The organism is Algoriphagus zhangzhouensis, from assembly GCF_900148515.1.
GTDB classification, from domain to species: domain Bacteria; phylum Bacteroidota; class Bacteroidia; order Cytophagales; family Cyclobacteriaceae; genus Algoriphagus; species Algoriphagus zhangzhouensis.
In genome coordinates, this window is the sequence record NZ_FRXN01000003.1 from 222,588 (window position 1) to 241,226 (window position 18,639).

At 39.7% G+C, this 18,639-nt stretch carries 23 protein-coding genes and 1 riboswitch; of the genes, 15 read left to right on the forward strand and 8 right to left on the reverse strand.

The features are described from left to right. Positions 1 to 14: 14 nt before the first annotated feature. On the reverse strand, positions 15 to 1,253 hold the full coding sequence (locus tag BUF13_RS11335; RefSeq protein WP_073571922.1) for a GAF domain-containing sensor histidine kinase: 1,239 nt from the start codon (positions 1,251 to 1,253) through the stop codon (positions 15 to 17). A gap of 135 nt (positions 1,254 to 1,388) precedes the next feature. Here BUF13_RS11335 and BUF13_RS11340 point away from each other — a divergent pair, with 135 nt between their 5' ends. The 15 genes from BUF13_RS11340 (at position 1,389) to BUF13_RS11410 (ending at position 14,885) form a co-directional block, all read left to right on the forward strand. Next, the gene (locus BUF13_RS11340; protein ID WP_073571923.1) at positions 1,389 to 1,973 is read left to right on the forward strand and encodes a peptidylprolyl isomerase; all 585 of its coding nucleotides are present in this window, start codon (positions 1,389 to 1,391) and stop codon (positions 1,971 to 1,973) included. Positions 1,974 to 1,977: 4 nt separating this feature from the next. Continuing rightward, the gene (locus BUF13_RS11345; protein WP_073571924.1) at positions 1,978 to 3,048 is read left to right on the forward strand and encodes a Gfo/Idh/MocA family oxidoreductase; all 1,071 of its coding nucleotides are present in this window, start codon (positions 1,978 to 1,980) and stop codon (positions 3,046 to 3,048) included. A gap of 33 nt (positions 3,049 to 3,081) precedes the next feature. Then, positions 3,082 to 5,037 (forward strand): PAS domain S-box protein, encoded by a 1,956-nt coding sequence (locus BUF13_RS11350; protein ID WP_073571925.1) that lies wholly within the window; start codon positions 3,082 to 3,084, stop codon positions 5,035 to 5,037. Between the two features lie 339 nt (positions 5,038 to 5,376). Continuing rightward, complete coding sequence (locus BUF13_RS11355) at positions 5,377 to 6,135, forward strand: SDR family NAD(P)-dependent oxidoreductase (RefSeq protein ID WP_073571926.1); 759 nt, start codon at positions 5,377 to 5,379, stop codon at positions 6,133 to 6,135. A gap of 35 nt (positions 6,136 to 6,170) precedes the next feature. Next, the gene (locus BUF13_RS11360; RefSeq protein ID WP_073571927.1) at positions 6,171 to 7,034 is read left to right on the forward strand and encodes a fumarylacetoacetate hydrolase family protein; all 864 of its coding nucleotides are present in this window, start codon (positions 6,171 to 6,173) and stop codon (positions 7,032 to 7,034) included. Continuing rightward, positions 7,031 to 7,858: an amidohydrolase family protein gene (locus BUF13_RS11365; protein WP_073571928.1), complete on the forward strand. Its 828-nt coding sequence runs from the start codon at positions 7,031 to 7,033 to the stop codon at positions 7,856 to 7,858. The genes BUF13_RS11360 and BUF13_RS11365 overlap by 4 nt, the downstream gene beginning before the upstream one ends. 1 nt (position 7,859) lies before the next feature. After that, positions 7,860 to 8,630: an L-fucose dehydrogenase gene (locus BUF13_RS11370; protein WP_073571929.1), complete on the forward strand. Its 771-nt coding sequence runs from the start codon at positions 7,860 to 7,862 to the stop codon at positions 8,628 to 8,630. Then, positions 8,627 to 9,943 carry an L-fucose:H+ symporter permease gene (fucP, locus tag BUF13_RS11375; protein ID WP_073571930.1) on the forward strand — a complete coding sequence of 439 codons (1,317 nt, stop codon included), beginning with the start codon at positions 8,627 to 8,629 and terminating at the stop codon, positions 9,941 to 9,943. The genes BUF13_RS11370 and fucP overlap by 4 nt, the downstream gene beginning before the upstream one ends. Before the next feature lie 10 nt (positions 9,944 to 9,953). Next, positions 9,954 to 10,289, forward strand: coding sequence for an L-rhamnose mutarotase (locus BUF13_RS11380; RefSeq protein ID WP_073571931.1), 336 nt, complete (start codon positions 9,954 to 9,956; stop codon positions 10,287 to 10,289). Between the two features lie 67 nt (positions 10,290 to 10,356). Continuing rightward, a riboswitch (TPP riboswitch) is annotated at positions 10,357 to 10,448 on the forward strand. Between the two features lie 50 nt (positions 10,449 to 10,498). Next, a complete protein-coding gene (locus BUF13_RS11385; protein ID WP_073571932.1) occupies positions 10,499 to 11,224 on the forward strand; it encodes a class I SAM-dependent methyltransferase in 726 nt (241 codons plus the stop codon). Beyond that, positions 11,224 to 12,288, forward strand: coding sequence for an AIR synthase family protein (locus tag BUF13_RS11390; protein ID WP_073571933.1), 1,065 nt, complete (start codon positions 11,224 to 11,226; stop codon positions 12,286 to 12,288). Before BUF13_RS11385 ends, BUF13_RS11390 begins: the two co-directional genes overlap by 1 nt. Then, positions 12,285 to 12,917, forward strand: coding sequence for a thiamine phosphate synthase (locus BUF13_RS11395; RefSeq protein ID WP_073571934.1), 633 nt, complete (start codon positions 12,285 to 12,287; stop codon positions 12,915 to 12,917). Before BUF13_RS11390 ends, BUF13_RS11395 begins: the two co-directional genes overlap by 4 nt. Continuing rightward, positions 12,914 to 13,204, forward strand: a complete 291-nt coding sequence (locus BUF13_RS11400; RefSeq protein ID WP_073571935.1) for a Trm112 family protein — start codon at positions 12,914 to 12,916, stop codon at positions 13,202 to 13,204. Before BUF13_RS11395 ends, BUF13_RS11400 begins: the two co-directional genes overlap by 4 nt. A 74-nt stretch (positions 13,205 to 13,278) precedes the next feature. Continuing rightward, the gene (locus BUF13_RS11405) at positions 13,279 to 14,193 is read left to right on the forward strand and encodes an alpha/beta hydrolase (protein WP_073571936.1); all 915 of its coding nucleotides are present in this window, start codon (positions 13,279 to 13,281) and stop codon (positions 14,191 to 14,193) included. Beyond that, positions 14,193 to 14,885 (forward strand): HAD family hydrolase, encoded by a 693-nt coding sequence (locus BUF13_RS11410; RefSeq protein ID WP_073571937.1) that lies wholly within the window; start codon positions 14,193 to 14,195, stop codon positions 14,883 to 14,885. Before BUF13_RS11405 ends, BUF13_RS11410 begins: the two co-directional genes overlap by 1 nt. 9 nt (positions 14,886 to 14,894) lie before the next feature. On the opposite strand, the gene BUF13_RS11415 is transcribed toward BUF13_RS11410, so the two are convergent. The 7 genes from BUF13_RS11415 to BUF13_RS11445 form a co-directional block, all read right to left on the reverse strand. Continuing rightward, positions 14,895 to 15,563: a DNA alkylation repair protein gene (locus BUF13_RS11415; protein ID WP_073571938.1), complete on the reverse strand. Its 669-nt coding sequence runs from the start codon at positions 15,561 to 15,563 to the stop codon at positions 14,895 to 14,897. A 60-nt stretch (positions 15,564 to 15,623) separates the two neighbouring features. Then, positions 15,624 to 16,427 (reverse strand): SDR family NAD(P)-dependent oxidoreductase, encoded by an 804-nt coding sequence (locus tag BUF13_RS11420; protein ID WP_073571939.1) that lies wholly within the window; start codon positions 16,425 to 16,427, stop codon positions 15,624 to 15,626. Positions 16,428 to 16,452: 25 nt separating this feature from the next. Then, positions 16,453 to 16,830 carry a SpoIIAA family protein gene (locus BUF13_RS11425; protein ID WP_073571940.1) on the reverse strand — a complete coding sequence of 126 codons (378 nt, stop codon included), beginning with the start codon at positions 16,828 to 16,830 and terminating at the stop codon, positions 16,453 to 16,455. Positions 16,831 to 16,967: 137 nt separating this feature from the next. Continuing rightward, complete coding sequence (locus BUF13_RS11430; RefSeq protein ID WP_073571941.1) at positions 16,968 to 17,357, reverse strand: hypothetical protein; 390 nt, start codon at positions 17,355 to 17,357, stop codon at positions 16,968 to 16,970. Further along, a complete protein-coding gene (locus BUF13_RS11435; protein WP_073571942.1) occupies positions 17,357 to 17,704 on the reverse strand; it encodes a TfoX/Sxy family protein in 348 nt (115 codons plus the stop codon). The genes BUF13_RS11430 and BUF13_RS11435 overlap by 1 nt, the downstream gene beginning before the upstream one ends. 61 nt (positions 17,705 to 17,765) lie before the next feature. Then, positions 17,766 to 18,233, reverse strand: coding sequence for a hypothetical protein (locus tag BUF13_RS11440; protein WP_073571943.1), 468 nt, complete (start codon positions 18,231 to 18,233; stop codon positions 17,766 to 17,768). Between the two features lie 36 nt (positions 18,234 to 18,269). Then, on the reverse strand, positions 18,270 to 18,614 hold the full coding sequence (locus BUF13_RS11445; RefSeq protein WP_073571944.1) for a hypothetical protein: 345 nt from the start codon (positions 18,612 to 18,614) through the stop codon (positions 18,270 to 18,272). Between the last annotated feature and the right edge of the window lie 25 nt (positions 18,615 to 18,639).

Sequence of the window (18,639 nt, forward strand, 5' to 3'; positions counted from 1 at the left end):
TCTTTTTTTGTCTTTTAGTAAGGTATTGGAATAGAAATTTGGATCTTTGTCCCTTCTCCTTTCATAGATTGTATTCCTATTTTTCCATGGAGAGAATCGACTAGGTGCAATACAAGCTTTAATCCAAAGCCATATCCTTTCTCCCCTTTAGTTCCACTGGTAGAGCTCCCTTCTCCATTCAAAATCTCATCAACTTTAGTTTGGTCCATTCCGGAGCCTGTATCCGAAATCTGAAAATTCAGAATTTGCTGAAGCCCTAAAATTTCCATTTCTAGCTTAACTGAAACAACTCCTCCTTCACCGGTAAATTTGATAGAGTTTGAAATTAGGTTTCCTAAGATTTGAAGGATTTTGTTCTTGGGAAATGGAACTGAGGAGTTTCTATTACATAATTCCACCTTAAGCTCTACTCCTTTGGTCCTGGCTTGTGGGATAAATAAATCTTCCAGCTTTCCAGCCAAAACCTGAAGAGTCAGACCTTCTCCATGAATCAAATTTTCTGGATTTTCTCCTTGTGACAAATCTTGAGTTAGAATATCATTTGCTAAATCCAAAACAGAACGGCTTCCCTTTTCAATCAAATTAAAATATTCCAACAGCTCCTCCATCTCATTTTGATCTCCTTGAATCCGAACAATCTCTGCCAAACCCTGAAACCCGCTAATTGGACCCCGGATATCATGCGCCAATCTATTCTTTATTTTATCTATAGCTAAAACCTTAGCTTGAAGTTCATCCATAGTCTTGTGCGCTTTCAAGCGATTGACGATTTCATCTGCTATAATCGTCAGCATTTCCTTTTTTTCTGAGGAAATCTGATGAAGTCCCGGATCCATCACACATAATGCTCCCAGGCTAAATTCTTCATTGATCTTCAAGGGAATCCCGAAGTAGTATCTCAAATTAGGCTGATCTCGGACATAATCCATCGAATTAAACCTATCATCCGCAGTCAAATCCGGCACCTCAAACTCAGAAATATTCTGTTCAGAAATCGTGTATTGACAAATTGACTCCTCTCTTGGCATCTGACTCATATCAATCCCAAATGAGGAAATACTCCACTGGGTGAAATGATCTATTAAGTTGATCAGAGATATTTTGGTACCAGCAATTTTTGCGGCCAATCTGGATAAATCATTCATGGATTTCTTCAACTCCAAATAGTCCAAATCGAACTCTCCCAAGGCTTTCAATCTCTCTAGTTCATTAGTAGGAATCGGTCTTAGTTGCTCGTTTAAAGGCTTATTCATAATTCGAAATAACTACTATATTGGGCTTCAATCCTAATTTAAAATCAGCTATTTTGAGCTTAGGAAACAGATTTCAAAAATCTATTTCCCAAAAACAAAAAACGCTATTTGTTTATTTCTATCCATTTTCAAATAATGAATAAAACTTCATATTTTCTTTCTCTGATTTTATTAATCAGCCTTTTTTCAAATTCCACTTTTGCTCAAGAAAAAAGTGCAATAGGTAAAATCGAAACTCCCCTTGGAAACATTTATATCCAACTAGATGACCGTACCCCAAATCATCAAAAGAGCTTTATTGAGCTGGCTGAAAATGGGTATTGGGATTCATTGACATTCAATAGAGTTATCCCCAATTTCGTCGCACAAGGAGGATGTCCTGATACTCCTGAAGGGTTTAAAGACCCTGAATATTTATTAGAACCTGAGTTTCACCCAGAACTTACCCATGTATATGGAGCGGTCGGAGCAGGAAGAGATGACAATCCCAGAAAGCTATCGGCACGATGTCAGTTTTATATTGTTCAAAACAAAGATGGGTTGCATCGGTTGGATGATAACTACACTGTTTTTGGCCATGTGATCAAAGGGATGGATATCATTGATCAAATCGTATCTGTAAAGCGGGATGATATTGATGAACCGTTGACACCGATTACTCTGAATGTATCAGTTGAGTACCTTAGCACTGCTGAAATCGAAGCATTAAAAAACAAATAGACCTATGAACCCAATAAAAATATTGATAGTAGGATGTGGAAATATGGGAGCTTCCCATGCAACAGCCTATCATCATATGCCTGAGTTTGACATTTGTGGACTCGTTTCTAGAGGAGAAAGCAAAAACAAACTAAACAAAAAGCTTCAGGCAGACTACCCCCTTTTTGAAGATTATAACGAGGCATTAGCGCAAACGAGTCCAGATGCAGTTTGCATTTCAACTTACCCAGACACCCATGAAGAGTTCGCTTTGAAAGCCTTAGACCAGGGATGTCACATTTTCATCGAAAAACCCCTTGCAGACACGGTTTTAGGCTGTGAAAAAATTATTGCAAAAGCTAAAGAAGTCAATAAAAAAGTAGTCGTTGGTTATATTCTAAGACACCATCCATCCTGGATGAGATTCATTGAGGAGGCTCAAAAGCTTGGAAAACCACTTGTCATGCGAATGAATCTTAACCAACAAAGCCATGGCTTTATGTGGGATGTTCACAGAAATTTGATGAAAAGCCTCAGTCCTATTGTGGATTGTGGAGTCCATTACATCGATGTGATGTGTCAAATGACTCGTTCCAAACCCATTTCCGTATCCGCGATTGGAGCTCGGCTGACAGAAGATATTTCTAAAGACAATTACAATTATGGCCAATTACAAATCCGTTTCGATGATGGCTCCGTAGGTTGGTATGAAGCTGGCTGGGGACCGATGATTTCTGAAACGGCTTTTTTTATTAAAGACGTATTTGGTCCCAAAGGCTCAGCATCTATAGTTGCAAAGGATGCTGGAGGATCAGGGAAATCTGATGATGTAGATTCACACACCAAAACCGAATCCATTCGGGTCCATCATTCAGAAATTGATTCCAAAAACAACTTCGTTCATAAAGATGACTGGATTGATATGCAAGATGAACCCGGCCATCAGGAATTATGTAATCGAGAACAAGCTTATTTTCTAAACTCCATTCAATCTGATATTGACCTTTCTGACCATTTAGATGATGCGCTAAACAGTTTGAAGATTGCTTTTGCATGTGACGAGTCAGTGAAAACTGGAAATATTGTAATACTTTAAAAAACTAAAATTTTAAATGTATTATTTTACGGAATGACAAACTTTCTTCGGAAAATATTCTTTTCTCATCCTGCTTTAACTGGGATCTCAGTATTTATTCTTGCTGGAATAGTAGGTTTTTTGTTGAGCTACAGAGAATACCAATTGGATGTTCTGGACGAAGAAAAATCTGTAAAAGATTTAGTAGAAATTCTCGAAGAAAAATTACAAAGTATTATCAAGGCTTCTAGCTCTTCTACTAAAATACTAGCTTATTTATATCAACATGATGGTTTAGATGATGATTTCGATGAAGTTGGAAAAAGTATCATTGACAATATCCCTATTCTTGACCACATCCAGTATTTGGATAGTGGGACCATTGTGGCTACCTACCCCTTAGCAGGAAATGAATCCATAATCGGATATAACATTCTTGAGGACAACGAAACTATAATTGCTGAAGAAGCTATTGAAGCCATAAAGAGAAAAACACTCTACTTTGCAGGCCCTTTGGAATTGAAGCAAGGAGGAAAGGCCATAATAGGAAGACAACCCATTTTTGAAAATGAAAATTTCATCGGTTTTGCTGCTGTAATTATTGATTGGGAAAAACTCAAAAAGGTGGTTTTTTCCTCAGATGTTCCATCTCAAGGATTTGCTATCGATATATTAAAGGAAAATCCGACATCAAATGAAATCAATTCAATACTCGAAACTTCTTTTGAAGACCTTTCTGGGCCAATGTTAGAGAAAAAGATTATCGAAGGAAATTGGATAATCAAGGTACAGAAAAATAAAAATGAAGCATTCAGTCAGATATTAATACCGTCAGGGTTTAGATTAATTACCTCGATATTACTGGGTTTTTTGATTTTCAACATCACCAAGCAACCTGCAAAACTTGAGAAAAGAATAACTGAAACAACAAAGGAACTTCAAGTCAGCAACCAAAGATTTGAATATGCAGCCCAAGCTACATCTGAAATGATTTGGGATTGGGATATGGTGTCTGATAAAGTATATAGAAGTCCAAATTTTGAAAAACACCTCGGCTATTCATTGGAGGAATTAAATTCCGATTCCAATTTTTGGTTCGCATTAATTCACCCTGACGAAAGAGAGGAAAACCTCAAAAAAGTTGAAAAATTCCTGAAAAGTGACAAGACATTTTGGGAGGTAGAGGTTAGAGTAAAAACCAAGCAGGGTGACTACATCTATGTGCTCGAAAAAATCTATCTCATTCGGGACAAAAAGGGCAATCCAGTACGAATCATCGGATCCACACAAAATATTACTGACAGAAAAGTCAAAGAGCAAGAGTTAAAAGATGCTCATGCTCAATTGAAAAAGGCATTTGAAGAACTTGGGACTTCTCAAGACAAATATTCTAAACTCTTCGATCGAAGTCCACTTCCAATTATTGTATACGATCCCTCAAGCCTCAAAATTCTTGAGGTTAATAATGCTGCCGTTGAAAAATACCAATTTTCGTATGCTGAATTTATGACCATGGATATTTTGGACATTCACCCTAAGGATGAAGTTCCAAAATTTCTAGATAAGCTTGATGAATTTAAACAAACTCAAAGAAAGGATTTCAGGAAATTATCCAAACACCAGAAAAAGGACGGGACTATTTTCGAGGTAGATGTAAGACCTTCTAAGATTAAACTTAATTATTCAAGTGTCAATATGGTCCTGATTTCCGACATCACTGAAAAATTAAGACACATCCATAAAATCGAAGAGCAAATAGAACTCTTCAAAGAAATAGCCTGGATTCAATCACATGTGGTAAGAGCACCTTTGGCTAGAATTCTTGGTCTATTGTCTTTATTGGAAGTTTCAGAAGAGCCTCTTCCTGAAGAAATCGAAGAATACATCACCCACATTAATGATTCCGCAAATGAACTAGATGGCATAGTAAAAGACATTGGTAAAAAATTAGATGTCATCGCTCAAAATGAGGACAAGGAAGCAAATTTTTATTTTGGTAAAAAGTCGTAAAAATTTACTGGCCAACTATTCCTTATATAAAAGAGGAAGAATGTAACGCTTTTCAATCAGCCCTTCTTTGACATATTCTGGCTCTAAGCATTCATACTAATGAAAATCAAAAGTTTACTAAACATTTCCATCAAATTCATTTTGTTTGAAATTGATTTAGAAAGCCTGATTACCCTAAAAAAGTTTTTTTAATTTGTTTTAAAATTAGATTTCGAAAGATCCAATGATGGAAAAGCATTTGGGTCAATTAGGAAAAATGCCCTAACTTTTGCGATTAATTAGTAAATCAACCTGCTAATTCCTTAAAATTATCGAATTAGCGTATTTCCAATACCAAAGATGACAGATCAAACAGTCCTTATTACAGGTGGAGCAAGTGGTATCGGCCTAGCAATGGTCAGAAAGTTTGCCAAGACAAAAGCAAATGTTTATTTCATTGATGCCAACGTAGCTGAAGGTGAAAAAGTAGCCAAAGAAGAACAAGATAAAGGTCACTCTGTCACTTTTTGGAATGCAGATGTCACTTCCTTTGAGCAGGTTTCTGGCTTTATCAATCAATTGCCTGGAAAAATCCACACATTGATCAACAATGCGGGTGTTTCTCATGTGGGAAAAGTTGAAAATACATCTGAAGAAGATTTCGACAGACTTTACAATGTCAACATCAAAGGCATGTTTATCTGTACCAAGGCTGCACTTCCAAAATTGATCCAAGACGGTGGCGGTTCTGTATTGAACATGGCCTCTGTGGCTGCTACGATTGGTATCCCGGATCGTTTTGCCTACTCCATGACCAAAGGTGCTGCACTTTCCATGACCCTAAGCATAGCCCGAGACTATGTAGAGCAAGGTATTAGATGTAACTGTCTTTCTCCAGGAAGAGTACATACGCCATTTGTGGATGGATTCTTGGCAAAGAATTATCCTGGACAGGAAAAAGAAATGTTTGCCAAACTAGCTGCAACCCAACCTATCGGCAGGATGGGCACCCCTGAGGAAATTGCAGAATTGGCTTATTTTGTCAGCTCAAATGAAGGTAGCTTCATCACTGGCGCGAATATTAATATTGACGGTGGATTCTTGGGATTGAAAATGTAATCCTTTCCCCATCATTAACCTATAATATCTAAATCATGAAATTGATTCGATTTGGCCAAGAGGGCCAAGAAAAAGCAGGAATCCAAAATGCTCAAGGTGACTACCTAGATTGCTCCAGCTTTGGAGAAGATTGGAACGAGACGTTTTTCACCAACAATGGCTTAGAAAGATTGACCGTTTGGTTGGATGCCAACGAATCCAAACTTCCTAAAATCCCTGAAGGTGCAAGATTGGGATCCCCAGTGGCCAGACCTTCTAAAATCATCTGCATTGGCTTGAATTATTTGAAGCATGCTGAAGAATCCGGAATGGCTGTTCCTGAAGTTCCAATCGTATTTATGAAGGCAACTTCATCTCTTTGCGGTCCATTTGATCCGATTTATATCCCTAAAAATTCCAAGCAAACTGACTGGGAGGTTGAATTAGCTGTAGTCATTGGAAAGCGCGCAAAATACGTTTCTAAGGAAAATGCTTTGGATTATGTTGCAGGTTATGCCCTTCACAATGATGTGAGTGAAAGAGACTTCCAGCTAAGACATGGTGGGCAGTGGGTGAAAGGCAAAAGTGCTGATCACTATGCTCCACTAGGTCCAGTTTTGGTAACAAAAGACGAAGTAGCAGACCCTCATAATTTGAGATTATGGTTGAAATTAAATGATCAAATCCTACAAGACAGTAATACCTCTGATTTGATCTTTGATATACCTTACATCATCGAACATTTGAGTCAATACATGACTTTGCTTCCAGGTGATGTGATTTCTACTGGCACTCCATCTGGAGTTGGAATGGGATTGAAGCCTGAGCCAAGATACCTTCAGCCGGGAGATGTTGTAGAACTAGGCATCGATGGTTTGGGAGTATCCAAGCAAGTAGCGATGAACGATCCTGAAGCATGAAAATAGATTCTCATCAGCATTTTTGGGAGTATGATCCCAAGCGTCATGAATGGATCGATGAAAGCATGAAAAGAATCCGTCGGAATTTCCTTCCGGCGGATTTAAAGCCTTTATTGGATGATGCTGGCGTTGAAGGCTGTGTTGCAGTTCAAGCTGATGAAAGTCTGAGAGAAACAGATTTTTTATTGGATCTGGCTGACCAAAACCCTTGGATTAAAGGAGTGGTAGGCTGGGCTGATTTGGGTGCTGACAACCTGAATGAAACTCTAGAAAATTATTCTTCTAAAGCCTTTCTAAAAGGTTTTAGAGAAGTTCTTCAGGGAAGAGATCCAGAATACATGCTTCGTGAGGAGTTTATAAGAGGAATTCAGACCATTGGAAAAGCAGGATATACTTATGATATTTTGGTTTTCCCCCACCATCTCAAGGCTACTTTGGAACTGGTGAAAAAATGCCCTGAACAAGCCATGGTGATTGATCATCTTGCCAAACCCTACATCAAAAATGGGGAGTGGAAAGATTGGAAGAAGGACATGAGTCCGATTGCTGAACGAGAAAACATCCTATGTAAGATTTCAGGGATGGTTACTGAGGCAGATTGGGCAAAATGGACTCCGGAAACTCTTTTACCCTACATGGAAATCACTTTGGAGCTTTTTGGTCCAGAAAGATGCATGTATGGATCAGATTGGCCAGTATGCTTAGTAGCTGGAGAATATGAACAAATCTTTTCTACCGTGGCGGATTTTACTTCTAGCCTTTCTGATTCCGAACAAAAACTAATTTTAGGGGAAACAGCGACCCAATTTTATAACCTACACTAATATGGATTTACAATTAAAAGATAAAGTCATCCTGATCTCAGGTGGCGCAAAAGGAATCGGTGGAGCCATTTCCAAAATGCTTATTGATGAAGGCGCGATTCCTGTTTTCATTGACCCATCTGAAGAAGAAGGAAGAGAGTTAGTGGATTATGCAAAAGGAAAAGCCTTACAAATTCCTGTTCGCATGTTCACTCCTGAGGATGCCCAAGCTGCAGTCAAGATCTGCCTAGAAAAATACGGTCGAATCGATGGAATCGTCAACAATGCCGGAGCAAATGATGGAGTTGGCTTGGAACATGGTACTCCTGAGGCCTTCGCAAAGTCTGTTACAAAAAACCTGAATCACTATTATTACTTGGCGCATTACGCTCTTCCTGAATTGAAGAAAACTCAAGGAGCGATTGTCAATATTTCTTCAAAAACTGCCATCACAGGCCAAGGAGGAACATCAGGTTATGTAGCTGCGAAAGGTGCTCAATTGGCTTTGACCAGAGAATGGGCTGCTGAATTATTACCATATCAAATCCGGGTAAATGCAGTAATCCCAGCCGAAGTCTACACTCCTCTTTACAAAAACTGGATCAATACCTTCCCTGACCCTGAGAAAAAACTGGCTGAAATCAATCAGAAAATCCCATTGGGCAGAAGAATGACTCAACCTGAGGAAATCGCATCTATGACGGTTTTCCTCCTATCCAAACAAGCAACTCACATCACCGGCCAACACCTATTTGTTGACGGAGGCTATACCCATTTGGACAGAACCCTATGAACAACAAACCCACACTAATACCCAAAAACCTACTCCTCCCCTTTATCCTTATCACTTCGCTTTTTGCCCTTTGGGGCTTTGCCAATGACATCACAAACCCGATGGTCGCGGCATTCAAGCGTGTATTGGAGCTGAATAATGTCCAGGCCTCCTGGGTTCAATTGGCATTTTATGGAGGTTATTTTACCATGGCTTTGCCTGCAGCTTTTTTTATCAAAAAGTACTCCTACAAAACAGGGATTCTTTTGGGACTTGGCTTGTATGCTTTTGGAGCCATTCTATTTTACCCAGCAGCGGCATTTGAAAGCTATGGGTTCTTTCTGGCTTCTCTTTATATCCTCACATTTGGATTGGCTTTTCTAGAAACAACTGCCAACCCCTACATTCTATCCATGGGACCGGAGGCCACTGCTACTCAGCGATTGAACCTTTCTCAGGCATTCAATCCGATGGGAGCTTTGGCGGGTTTATTTGTAGCCAAACAGTTTATCTTAAATCAACTTCAATCCAATGCAGTTGATGATGAAGGAAACTTGATTTACAGCACCTTGGATGAGGCTTCCAAAGCCATCATTCGAACCAACGACTTGATGGTGATCCGTAATCCTTATGTAATGTTGGGTTTGGTAGTCTTAGGCATGTTTGTCGTGATTGCCTTAGTAAAAATGCCTGAGAGCAAAGACTCATCTAATAAAGTGGACTTTGGACCAACCATGAAAAGACTGTTTAAAAACAGAAACTTCGTCGAAGGTACTTTGGCACAAATGTTCTATGTTGGCGCCCAGATCATGGTTTGGACTTACATTTATCAATACGCTGAAGCTTTGGGAATCGACAATGCCTCAGCCGTTAACTATGGGTATGCAGCATTGGTTGTTTTCTTAGTGGGAAGATGGGTTTGTACCTTCTTGCTTCGCTATGTATCCTCTTCCAAGCTACTAGCAATATTTGCTGTTCTTGCGATGGGCTTTACAATTGGTGCAATTTTCATCCCTGGAATCACCGGACTTTATAGCTTGGTAGGAATCAGCTTTGCCATGTCTTTGATGTTCCCTACTATCTACGGAATCGCATTGGAAGGTTTGGGTGAAGATTCTAAATTCGCAGCCGCCTTCTTGGTAATGGCCATTGTGGGTGGCGCTATCATGCCTACACTACAAGGAATGATCTTGGACTGGGGCGGAACCGGATATACCGACATTACCATTATGGGAGTTTCAGAAGTGAATTTCTCATTTGTTCTTCCTCTTGCCTGCTTCTTGATGGTATTCTTATTCGCTGTTAGAGTAAAAAACCTTTCAACAAACCAATAATTAGAAACTCATGCAGACATTTCTATTGATTTGTGATCTCAAAGATGAGCCAGAGGCGATCCAAGCTTATGTGGATTGTCATAAAACTGTAGCACCTGAAATCCTGGAAAGTATCCGAGTTGCAGGAATAGTTCAAATGAGTATTTATCGCTGGAAAAATCGGCTTTCCATGATTATGGTAGCGGATGATGATTTCTCTTTTGAGAAAAAGGCCGAGCTAGATAATGCCAATCCAAAAGTTCAGGAATGGGAATCTTTTCTTGGACAATATCAAACGAATTTACCGGGCACTCCTCCCAATTGGAGATGGGCCATCACAGAAAAAATATTTGATTTTAAAGCTTGAATTTAGCTTAACAAACCTGAGGGAAACCTCAGGTTTTTCATTTTTGAGCTATATATTTGAGTATTAATTATTGACAACGGGGTGCCTAATAATGGCTGAGATCATACCCGAAAACCTGATCTGGATAATGCCAGCGTAGGAATTGTGAATTGCTATTTTTCAATTTGTACCCTCTCTTGGTATTCATTCTGGTCTAGACAAAAAGACGAATGAAAGAACTTTTAAAGCAGAAGAATTTTGAGGTTGCCCCTGAAGAACTCCGAACTTGGCAGGGAAGAAAAGAATGGTTTTTCAACCGAGACGATACCGATCATTACGAACAGTACTACGAAGGTCCATACAAGGAACAAGAGATTTGGCAAAAGAAAACCTTGGAAGGTTTGATCAAGCAGGATTCCCGCGTGAAAACTCTATTGGAGTTTGGTTGTGGAACTACCCGTTTTACCCGTTGGTGGCATGAGATAGGCTTAGAAGCAACCGGAGGAGACATCTCCCCTTTCATGCTCGCTCAGGGAGTTCAGCTTTTTGATGGGGACCTGGTTTTGGCCGATTCACATCACATGCCTTTCAAGGATCATTCGTTCGATGCTTTAGCCTTTGTGACCACTTTTGAATACTACAAAAACCCAATTGAAGTAATTCGTGAAGCTGTAAGAGTGGGTAAATATGGGATCATCTTTGGAATGATGAATCGAAACACACCCAAACTCATCCGAAGACGAGTCCAGCAGGTTTTTGGTAAAAACAATTACTATGTGACTGCCAATTTTTATACTCCAGCAAGCCTGAAGGATCTGATCGCTCAAGCTCTTCCTGACCGAAAATATACCATTGAATGGAATGCCACTGGATTACCTAAATGGTTTCCAAAGCAACAATGGAAAGTTCCCTATGGAGATTTCTTTGCTCTTCATGTCAAACTCCTTGATGTCTAATGGCTGCCTTTGAAGATTTCTCCGGAAAAATCAATGCAGACCTTTTCAAACAAGAACTGAAAGGGAATTGTGGTGCGATTAGAAAGGAGGTTATTTGTGGGCCTCAATTCGGAGTAGACACGGCTGTGATTGACCTAGGAAATGCAAAAGCACTAGCAGTTTCTAGTGATCCACTTTCCCTAATTCCATCCTTAGGAATGAAAGTTTCTGCATGGCTTTCGATCCACCTTTTGGTCAATGATATGAGTACTACAGGCTTTAAACCTCAATATGCACAGTTTGTATTGAATTTACCCTCAGGCTTATCACAGGAGGACTTCAGAGATTACTGGAATCATATCCATATACTTTGTCAAGAATTGGAAATTGCCATCACAGGTGGCCATACTGGTCAGATTCCTGGACAGGAATCCACCATTTCCGGAGGAGGCACTATGTTTCTTCAGGCTCCAAAAGACCAAATCCTAAGCTCCAATCAAGCTCAAGCCGGCGATTCTATTATCATGACTAAACAGGCAGCAATCTCAAGTACTGCCTTACTGGCAATGGCTTTTCCTGAGTTAGTCAAAGAAAATCTAGGGGCAGAAATCCAAAAGAAAGCTGTTTCGAATTTCTGGAATATATCTGTCCTGAAAGAGGCCTTGCTTGCTTCTCAAACTTTGACTCCACGGGTTGAATTACATGCCATGCACGATGTAACAGAAGGTGGGATTTTGGGAGCTTTAAGCGAAATGGCTGATGCCTCAGATTTAGGGTTTCGTATTGAAAAAGAAAGCATACCTTTCACTAAGGAAATAATGCAGGTAGCTGAGCTTTTTGAAATAGATCCTTTGATTTCTATTGGTGCTGGTTCCATGTTGATGGCTGTCAAAGCCGGAAAAGAAAACCAACTCATCCAAGCCTTAAATCAAGAAGGAATTCAAGCGACCACCATTGGCTCTTTCACTTCCGAAAAAGAAAAATTGATCCTGGAGTCAAATAGATCTTGGAGTCCATTTCAATTTGACGGGAAAGATCCCTACTGGGATGCTTTTTATAATGCTTTTAAAACTGGTAAAAAATGAAAAAACTAGAAGGCCTTTATTTGGTTTTAGACCCAAAAAAGGACGAGAATTTACTTTTGGAAAAACTTGAAAAATCTCTGAAAGCAGGAGTCAATGTGGTTCAAATTTGGAATCATTGGGATCCTGAACTTTCAAGAGCAGGGCAAATTAGATTTTGCATCAAAGTCAAAGAACTTGCCCGCAAAAGTGGAACCCCAGTGCTGGTCAATGAAGATTGGGAACTGGGAATTCAAGCCGATTTGGATGGTGTTCATTTTGATCAAGTCCCAGAAGATTGGGAAAAAATCAGACCTCAGCATGAAGGGAAGCTTATTGGTTTGACTGTAGGAAACAATCTCGATTTGATTTCTTGGGCGGATCAAAATGCTATTTCCTATATCAGTTTTTGCTCGGTTTTCCTCTCATCCTCGGTGGATACCTGTGAATTGGTGCAGCCTGAAAACATCCAAAAAGCCAAAGAATTGACTCAAATACCCATTTTCCTTTCCGGAGGAATCAATCCTGAAAACATCCATCTCTTGGAAAACTATTCCTATGAAGGTGTGGCTGTCATCTCGGGAGTTTTAAACGCTAAAGAACCGGATACCGCTGTGAACTTATATCTCAGCAAAATGAAAAAAATGCTATGAATAGAAAATTATTAAATAAGCTCTGCTGTCCCTTTGACAAAAGTGATTTGAATGTGGAAATCATCCAAGAAACTGAGGATCAACAGATCATTGAAGGCATCTTGACTTGTCCTAATTGCCAAAGATATTTTCCGATCATCTATGGAATTCCGATCATGACTCCAGATGAATACCGCGAGAAGGCACTGGAACTGCCCAAATTGCAGAAATGGGGTTTGGAAATGGCTCCAAATCAAGAATCCTTTCAATTACAGGAGCCATCAGGACATGATAAATTAGATATTTGATTATTTTCCAATCTGTTTGGAATCAAGCTTTTCAAACGGATTGGAATTTTTAATCATTCTCAAAATAACCTCACATGAAAACCCTGTTTTCCACCATCCTATTTACCCTTTTAGGCAGTTTTGCAATGGCTCAAAATTATACTCTCCCACTTTGGAATGGAACTCCACCACTTCAAAAAGAAATGAATCTTCAAGAGGATGTCAGGGATGAAAATATCATTAGAATAGCCAATGTTCAGACGCCAACGATTGAGGTTTATTTGCCAAACAAGCAAATTGCAACTGGAGAAGCTGTTGTAATTTATCCTGGAGGTGGATATGCAATCCTAGCCTATGATTGGGAAGGAACAGATTTTGCCAAATGGCTTAATTCACAAGGAATCGCAGGCATAGTTGTCAAATACAGACTTCCAATTTCTGAATCTTTGACCGATCCAAAAGAGGTTCCTTTGTTGGATGCCCAACGCGCAATCCGTATGACAAGAGCCAATGCAGAAGCTTGGAATATTGATCCTGCTAAAGTTGGTGTTATGGGTTTCTCGGCTGGCGGTCACTTGGCTTCCACCGTTTCCACACAGTATGATCATGAAGTAGACAGAGCCAAAGATGCTATAGATGCTTTATCTGCAAGACCTGATTTCTCGATTTTGGTCTATCCGGTGATTTCTTTCAGAGATGCGGCTGTTCACAGCGGTTCTCGCAAAAACCTGATCGGTGAAAATGCTTCCCAAGAGCTTCAAGATAGATTTTCAGGAGAATTGAACGTGGACGAAAACACCCCTCCGACATTCTTGGTTCATGCTCAGGATGACAAAGGAGTTCCTATCGAAAACAGCTTACTTTACTACAATGCTCTCAACAAACATGGAATTCCGGCATCCCTTCATATTTACCCAAAAGGTGGACATGGATTTGGATTTGGCATGGGAAAAGGAGCAGTTGAAAACTGGAGATCTGTATTATTAGACTGGATCAATCATTTGGATTAATGGCTATTAAAGTAATCACATTCGACGCAGATGATACGCTCTGGGTCAACGAACCATTTTTCAGGGAAGCGGAAGAAAAATTCGCTTCCCTATTGGAAGATTTCCTTCCTGCACACCAAAGTATCAAAGAACTCTATAGAACTGAAATAGAAAACCTCCACCTCTATGGCTATGGGATCAAAGGCTTTATGCTTTCTATGATCGAAACGGCTATGAATGTGACCGATCAGAAGATGCCAATTTCATTGGTGGAAAAGGTCATCCGGATCGGGCGGGAAATGCTGGAAAAGCCTGTGGAACTGCTTCCCGGAGTAGAAGATGTACTCAAATCCCTCAACGGAGATTATCGAATCGTTTTGGCTACCAAAGGTGATTTGTTGGATCAGGAAAGAAAATTAAAAAAGTCCGGCTTGGAGGATTACTTTCATCATATCGAGATCATGAGTGAAAAGAGGCCATCCGATTATGCCAAATTGATCCGACATCTGGATGTGGAGCCGGAGGAATTTGTGATGCTGGGAAACAGCCTTAAATCAGATATTTTGCCTGTATTGGAATTGGGAGGACATGCAATCCATATTCCTTTTCACATTACTTGGGTTCATGAGCAGGTCGATCATGTCATCGAGCATGAGCGATTTATGGAAGTTGAAAATATCAGTCTTGCAGCCGAGCTGATAAGGAAAATGTAAAGGGAAGAATTACCCCTCTTTCCGCTTCACCATCTCATTGATCCAAATCGGAGCAAATGGAGATGTACATCCCTTGGAAGTAGGATAATCCCGAAGCACTCCCAGCTTCTCACCGATTGCCAAAGCCCGGTCTCTATATTCTGCATGATGGATGCCAATATATGCCAAGCAGGTATTCATAGTCCACTGGACCAATGGATCTGCCGAACCCATTTCAGCCTCCAGTCTATCCAGAAGCTCAGGGATATTGACCTGATCTGGATCTCTAGCCACTTTTCCGGCCGTCAAAGCCCATGCTGCACGAGCTTCCATTGGGTGCGAGGATTTCATCCCTTCTATCCTAATAGCATCTTTAAAATCCAATTCCTTGATCACATAGGACTGAAACCAATCTGCAACTTGACTATATTGCATGGATTTGATCATTTCACTCACCTGGTCTTGAGATAGCTCTTTGGGTTTCATAATCAAAATAGCCAGTAAGCGCGAATCCACATTTCCGGTTTCCCATAAAGCCAAAGCCAGTTCATGATCTGTTTTGATCTTTTTGGCCAAAGCACGGATATCTCCCATTTTCACTCCAAACACATTTTCCTGAGATCCGAATTTGATATGGTGGGCTTTCATCTTAGGATTCCCCAAGGCCTCTAGTTGACTGATTACTTCCTCTTTGTTCATAAAAAAAAGCTCCAAATGATTGAGGAATGAAGATAAGTCATTGAATTCAAAAAATGGAAATCACTTCATCATAGCACCCATTTTTTTCACGATAAACCGAACCGCTTTTTCTGGACTCAGTCTGTAAAATTTATCCAAAAATGAGGCATCCTTACCAACCAAAATTCTAAACTTATCTTTCTCAATTCCTGAAATCATGATTTCTGCAGCTTGGGAAGCCGGCAAGGCCATTTTTTCAGCTTGAGCAGAATCAGCAGCCGTTTTGGTGCTTACGCCTGAGTTTTCTGTGATATGCGTATTAACTGCTCCCGGATGAATCACGGTCACTTTTACATTTGTATCCTTCAATTCGGCATACAAGCCCTCTGTCAAAAGCTTCACTGCTGCCTTGGAAGCTCCATAGATCGTTTGGCCGGGAAAAGGAATAAAACCTCCCATACTACTTACATTGGCGATATGTGCTTCAGGACGTTTTAACAATTCAGGAAGAAAAGCTTTGACCATGTACAAGGTGCCATAAAAATTAATCTTCATCACCTGTTCGATTTTCCCATACTCTAAATCATTCACATCCACAAAGGGTTGAATGATCCCAGCATTGTTGATGATGCCATCCACCGCTCCATGAGTTTTGATCACTTCTTTAGGAAAGTTGGAAACCTTTTCCTGATCGGTAATATCCAGCACATGGATAGATAGATTGCTTGACAGATTTCCAGCTAGTGAAAGCGTTTCCTCCATGGTCTCCTGATGGATATCACAAGTTGCCACTTTGGCTCCTTTGGCAAGAAGTTGAAGAACCAATTCTCTTCCCATGCCACTACCTCCACCGGTAACAACCCATACTTTACCTTGAATTTTCATAAACGATCGCTATCCCAATTTTTCTTCAAGAAACAAACTCCATGGCCTCTTCCATCTGAGAGATATCAAAGTACTTTTCAAGTCTACCTTTACTTGCTCTTTCAAAGAAGAGATTATCGATCGGCACCAAAGCCTTCAACACTTTTGAATGAGCAACGATGGCCAGATGCCCCAACTTTTTATAATTCCGAAGCACCCAAATCGTATCCTCCATAAAAGCCTTTACTGAACTGTTTGAAATTTTCAACTCATCCAATTTGACCAGCACATTTACCTGATCAAATCCCTTATCTAGCTTTTCTTGAAACAGTTTTTGAGAGAGTTTTTCATCGGTTTCATCAAAACCATCAATCACCTGGATTGCCAAGGTGTTTCCTTCGAAAGTTTCCAATTGCTCAATCATTTTAGAGGTATTTTTTGGTTAATTTTTTATTGATTTTTACGCTTTTGCGAATATTAAAATTTACCCAAAATCGATCAGAATGCCGAACAATTAACAGCTTTTAATCCCTGATTTAAATCATCCAGAAAACATACAATTTAGCTTTTAAAGCTTTTCCTGAATTCTCTAATCAAAAGGATTGAAAACAACCAAAAAGGAAGACTTGAAACAAGAATTTTCCAGTTTGGCCCGATGATGCCAATAAATAAAATCAATCCAAAAAGGAGCCCTAAACCAATAATCGCTGCAATCACCAACCACTTTTTCGGCGCTTTTTGAAAAAGGGAAATCAATAGCAGAATTTGTCCGATAAATGGAATCAATGTGAATGGATGAAGCACTGAAAGTGGGTCTTTAATCCCTTTCGAAAAAATCTCCAATTCGGACTCGATTAAAAAACTAGATTGATCATCTCCCCATTCCAAATAGCCAAAGAATGTACTCAGGAATAAAAGAAGTATTAAAACCCGCTTTTTCTGATGATCCATTATTTTTTCTTTTTGGAGGACTTTGCCCTTTCATTGAACTCCAAACATAGATCTATCCAAAACTTAAATTCATCTGGGTTTTGAAAGCCCAATGGCTCTACGTAGCAATAACCTTTCATCGCCTTTCCCTTCATGATTGTTGGCAAATACCCAGACCTCTCTGCAATCTCTTCTTCCCGAGCTGGGTCAAATCGGCACATTAGATTTTCTCCGGAAATATTCACACACATTTTATCATTGATCAGAAAAGCCATGCCACTAAACATCTTCTTTTCTTCAATCTCTAAATGGGGAAATTGAGCCAAGTACTCTCTAACTCTATCTGCCAATTGAATGTCGTAAGCCATTGCATCAAATCATTGATAGACAGATAATTTACATTATTCCGAGCAAATATTTGAGACCTTTTTAGTAATTTGAACCGAAAGGAATACCATTCAAAGTATGGGTGCAACAAGTGCAAAAAGGCTCTAAATCAGCCGCTTTCAATTCTGGATTCACCAATTGCAATAGTCCTTCTTCATCAATAAACAAACCCGAAAAATACGAGGACTCACCCACCCGAACATAATCCTGACCTTCTTCCTGATCATCTGCAACCAACACAAAAATAGGGTCTGGCCTATCCAATCTGGAAACTGCTTCTGAGTACACGGAATCCCAGTCAGCACCAACTTTTGAAAGCAAAAACTTATACAGAGGAGTATAATCCAACCCTCGATTTTTACTTCCATGCATGGAGCCTTTAACTAGCTCTCTGGACTCATCCTTTTGGTTCCTGACATGTTTGAAATCCCCACCAAAATCATGATGAACCCCTCTTGCCTTGGTATTGACTTTTCGATAAAGCTTCTTTTTGTGTGGGTCTGGTTTCATAATTTCGAAAATACTTAAAATTGAATTATAGAAACCTCATTGGTAAAAGCCTAGGTCTTCCATTTTTTCAATATCCTCTGATCTTACCTCCACTAGAATTCTTTGCCCTGTTCCACATGCACATGACTCACAGTAAACATCTAGTTTAGATTTATCATCAAAATCCAGATTTTGAACCTGTACTCCCTCATCTTCCAAAAATGAAATAACCGCAGTCTTAGTCTCTTCATTGGTCTTGTTTTCACCATTTCCCCATGGATCCGCACATTTGGTTTGGTCCCAAATAAATGTGAGTTGATTGAAGGGTCTATCATTATCTGATTTGCAAGAAAAGAGAAAAACGGATAGTACAAAGAGGGTAAAAATGGATAGCTTATTCATTTAGTTTTTATTTCAAAACGCAAAG

Bases quoted from the DNA above. Each gene is read 5' to 3' on its own strand.
- BUF13_RS11350 (WP_073571925.1), top strand. From the start codon at position 3,082: ATGACAAACTTTCTTCGGAAAATATTCTTTTCTCATCCTGCTTTAACT.
- BUF13_RS11385 (WP_073571932.1), top strand. From the start codon at position 10,499: ATGAAAGAACTTTTAAAGCAGAAGAATTTTGAGGTTGCCCCTGAAGAA.
- BUF13_RS11440 (WP_073571943.1), bottom strand. From the start codon at position 18,233: ATGAAACCAGACCCACACAAAAAGAAGCTTTATCGAAAAGTCAATACC.
- BUF13_RS11415 (WP_073571938.1), bottom strand. From the start codon at position 15,563: ATGAACAAAGAGGAAGTAATCAGTCAACTAGAGGCCTTGGGGAATCCT.
- BUF13_RS11405 (WP_073571936.1), top strand. From the start codon at position 13,279: ATGAAAACCCTGTTTTCCACCATCCTATTTACCCTTTTAGGCAGTTTT.
- BUF13_RS11380 (WP_073571931.1), top strand. From the start codon at position 9,954: ATGCAGACATTTCTATTGATTTGTGATCTCAAAGATGAGCCAGAGGCG.
- BUF13_RS11360 (WP_073571927.1), top strand. From the start codon at position 6,171: ATGAAATTGATTCGATTTGGCCAAGAGGGCCAAGAAAAAGCAGGAATC.
- BUF13_RS11365 (WP_073571928.1), top strand. From the start codon at position 7,031: ATGAAAATAGATTCTCATCAGCATTTTTGGGAGTATGATCCCAAGCGT.
- BUF13_RS11430 (WP_073571941.1), bottom strand. From the start codon at position 17,357: ATGGATCATCAGAAAAAGCGGGTTTTAATACTTCTTTTATTCCTGAGT.
- fucP (WP_073571930.1), top strand. From the start codon at position 8,627: ATGAACAACAAACCCACACTAATACCCAAAAACCTACTCCTCCCCTTT.
- BUF13_RS11435 (WP_073571942.1), bottom strand. From the start codon at position 17,704: ATGGCTTACGACATTCAATTGGCAGATAGAGTTAGAGAGTACTTGGCT.
- BUF13_RS11395 (WP_073571934.1), top strand. From the start codon at position 12,285: ATGAAAAAACTAGAAGGCCTTTATTTGGTTTTAGACCCAAAAAAGGAC.
- BUF13_RS11370 (WP_073571929.1), top strand. From the start codon at position 7,860: ATGGATTTACAATTAAAAGATAAAGTCATCCTGATCTCAGGTGGCGCA.
- BUF13_RS11390 (WP_073571933.1), top strand. From the start codon at position 11,224: ATGGCTGCCTTTGAAGATTTCTCCGGAAAAATCAATGCAGACCTTTTC.
- BUF13_RS11345 (WP_073571924.1), top strand. From the start codon at position 1,978: ATGAACCCAATAAAAATATTGATAGTAGGATGTGGAAATATGGGAGCT.
- BUF13_RS11410 (WP_073571937.1), top strand. From the start codon at position 14,193: ATGGCTATTAAAGTAATCACATTCGACGCAGATGATACGCTCTGGGTC.
- BUF13_RS11420 (WP_073571939.1), bottom strand. From the start codon at position 16,427: ATGAAAATTCAAGGTAAAGTATGGGTTGTTACCGGTGGAGGTAGTGGC.
- BUF13_RS11425 (WP_073571940.1), bottom strand. From the start codon at position 16,830: ATGATTGAGCAATTGGAAACTTTCGAAGGAAACACCTTGGCAATCCAG.
- BUF13_RS11335 (WP_073571922.1), bottom strand. From the start codon at position 1,253: ATGAATAAGCCTTTAAACGAGCAACTAAGACCGATTCCTACTAATGAA.
- BUF13_RS11340 (WP_073571923.1), top strand. From the start codon at position 1,389: ATGAATAAAACTTCATATTTTCTTTCTCTGATTTTATTAATCAGCCTT.
- BUF13_RS11445 (WP_073571944.1), bottom strand. From the start codon at position 18,614: ATGAATAAGCTATCCATTTTTACCCTCTTTGTACTATCCGTTTTTCTC.
- BUF13_RS11400 (WP_073571935.1), top strand. From the start codon at position 12,914: ATGAATAGAAAATTATTAAATAAGCTCTGCTGTCCCTTTGACAAAAGT.
- BUF13_RS11355 (WP_073571926.1), top strand. From the start codon at position 5,377: ATGACAGATCAAACAGTCCTTATTACAGGTGGAGCAAGTGGTATCGGC.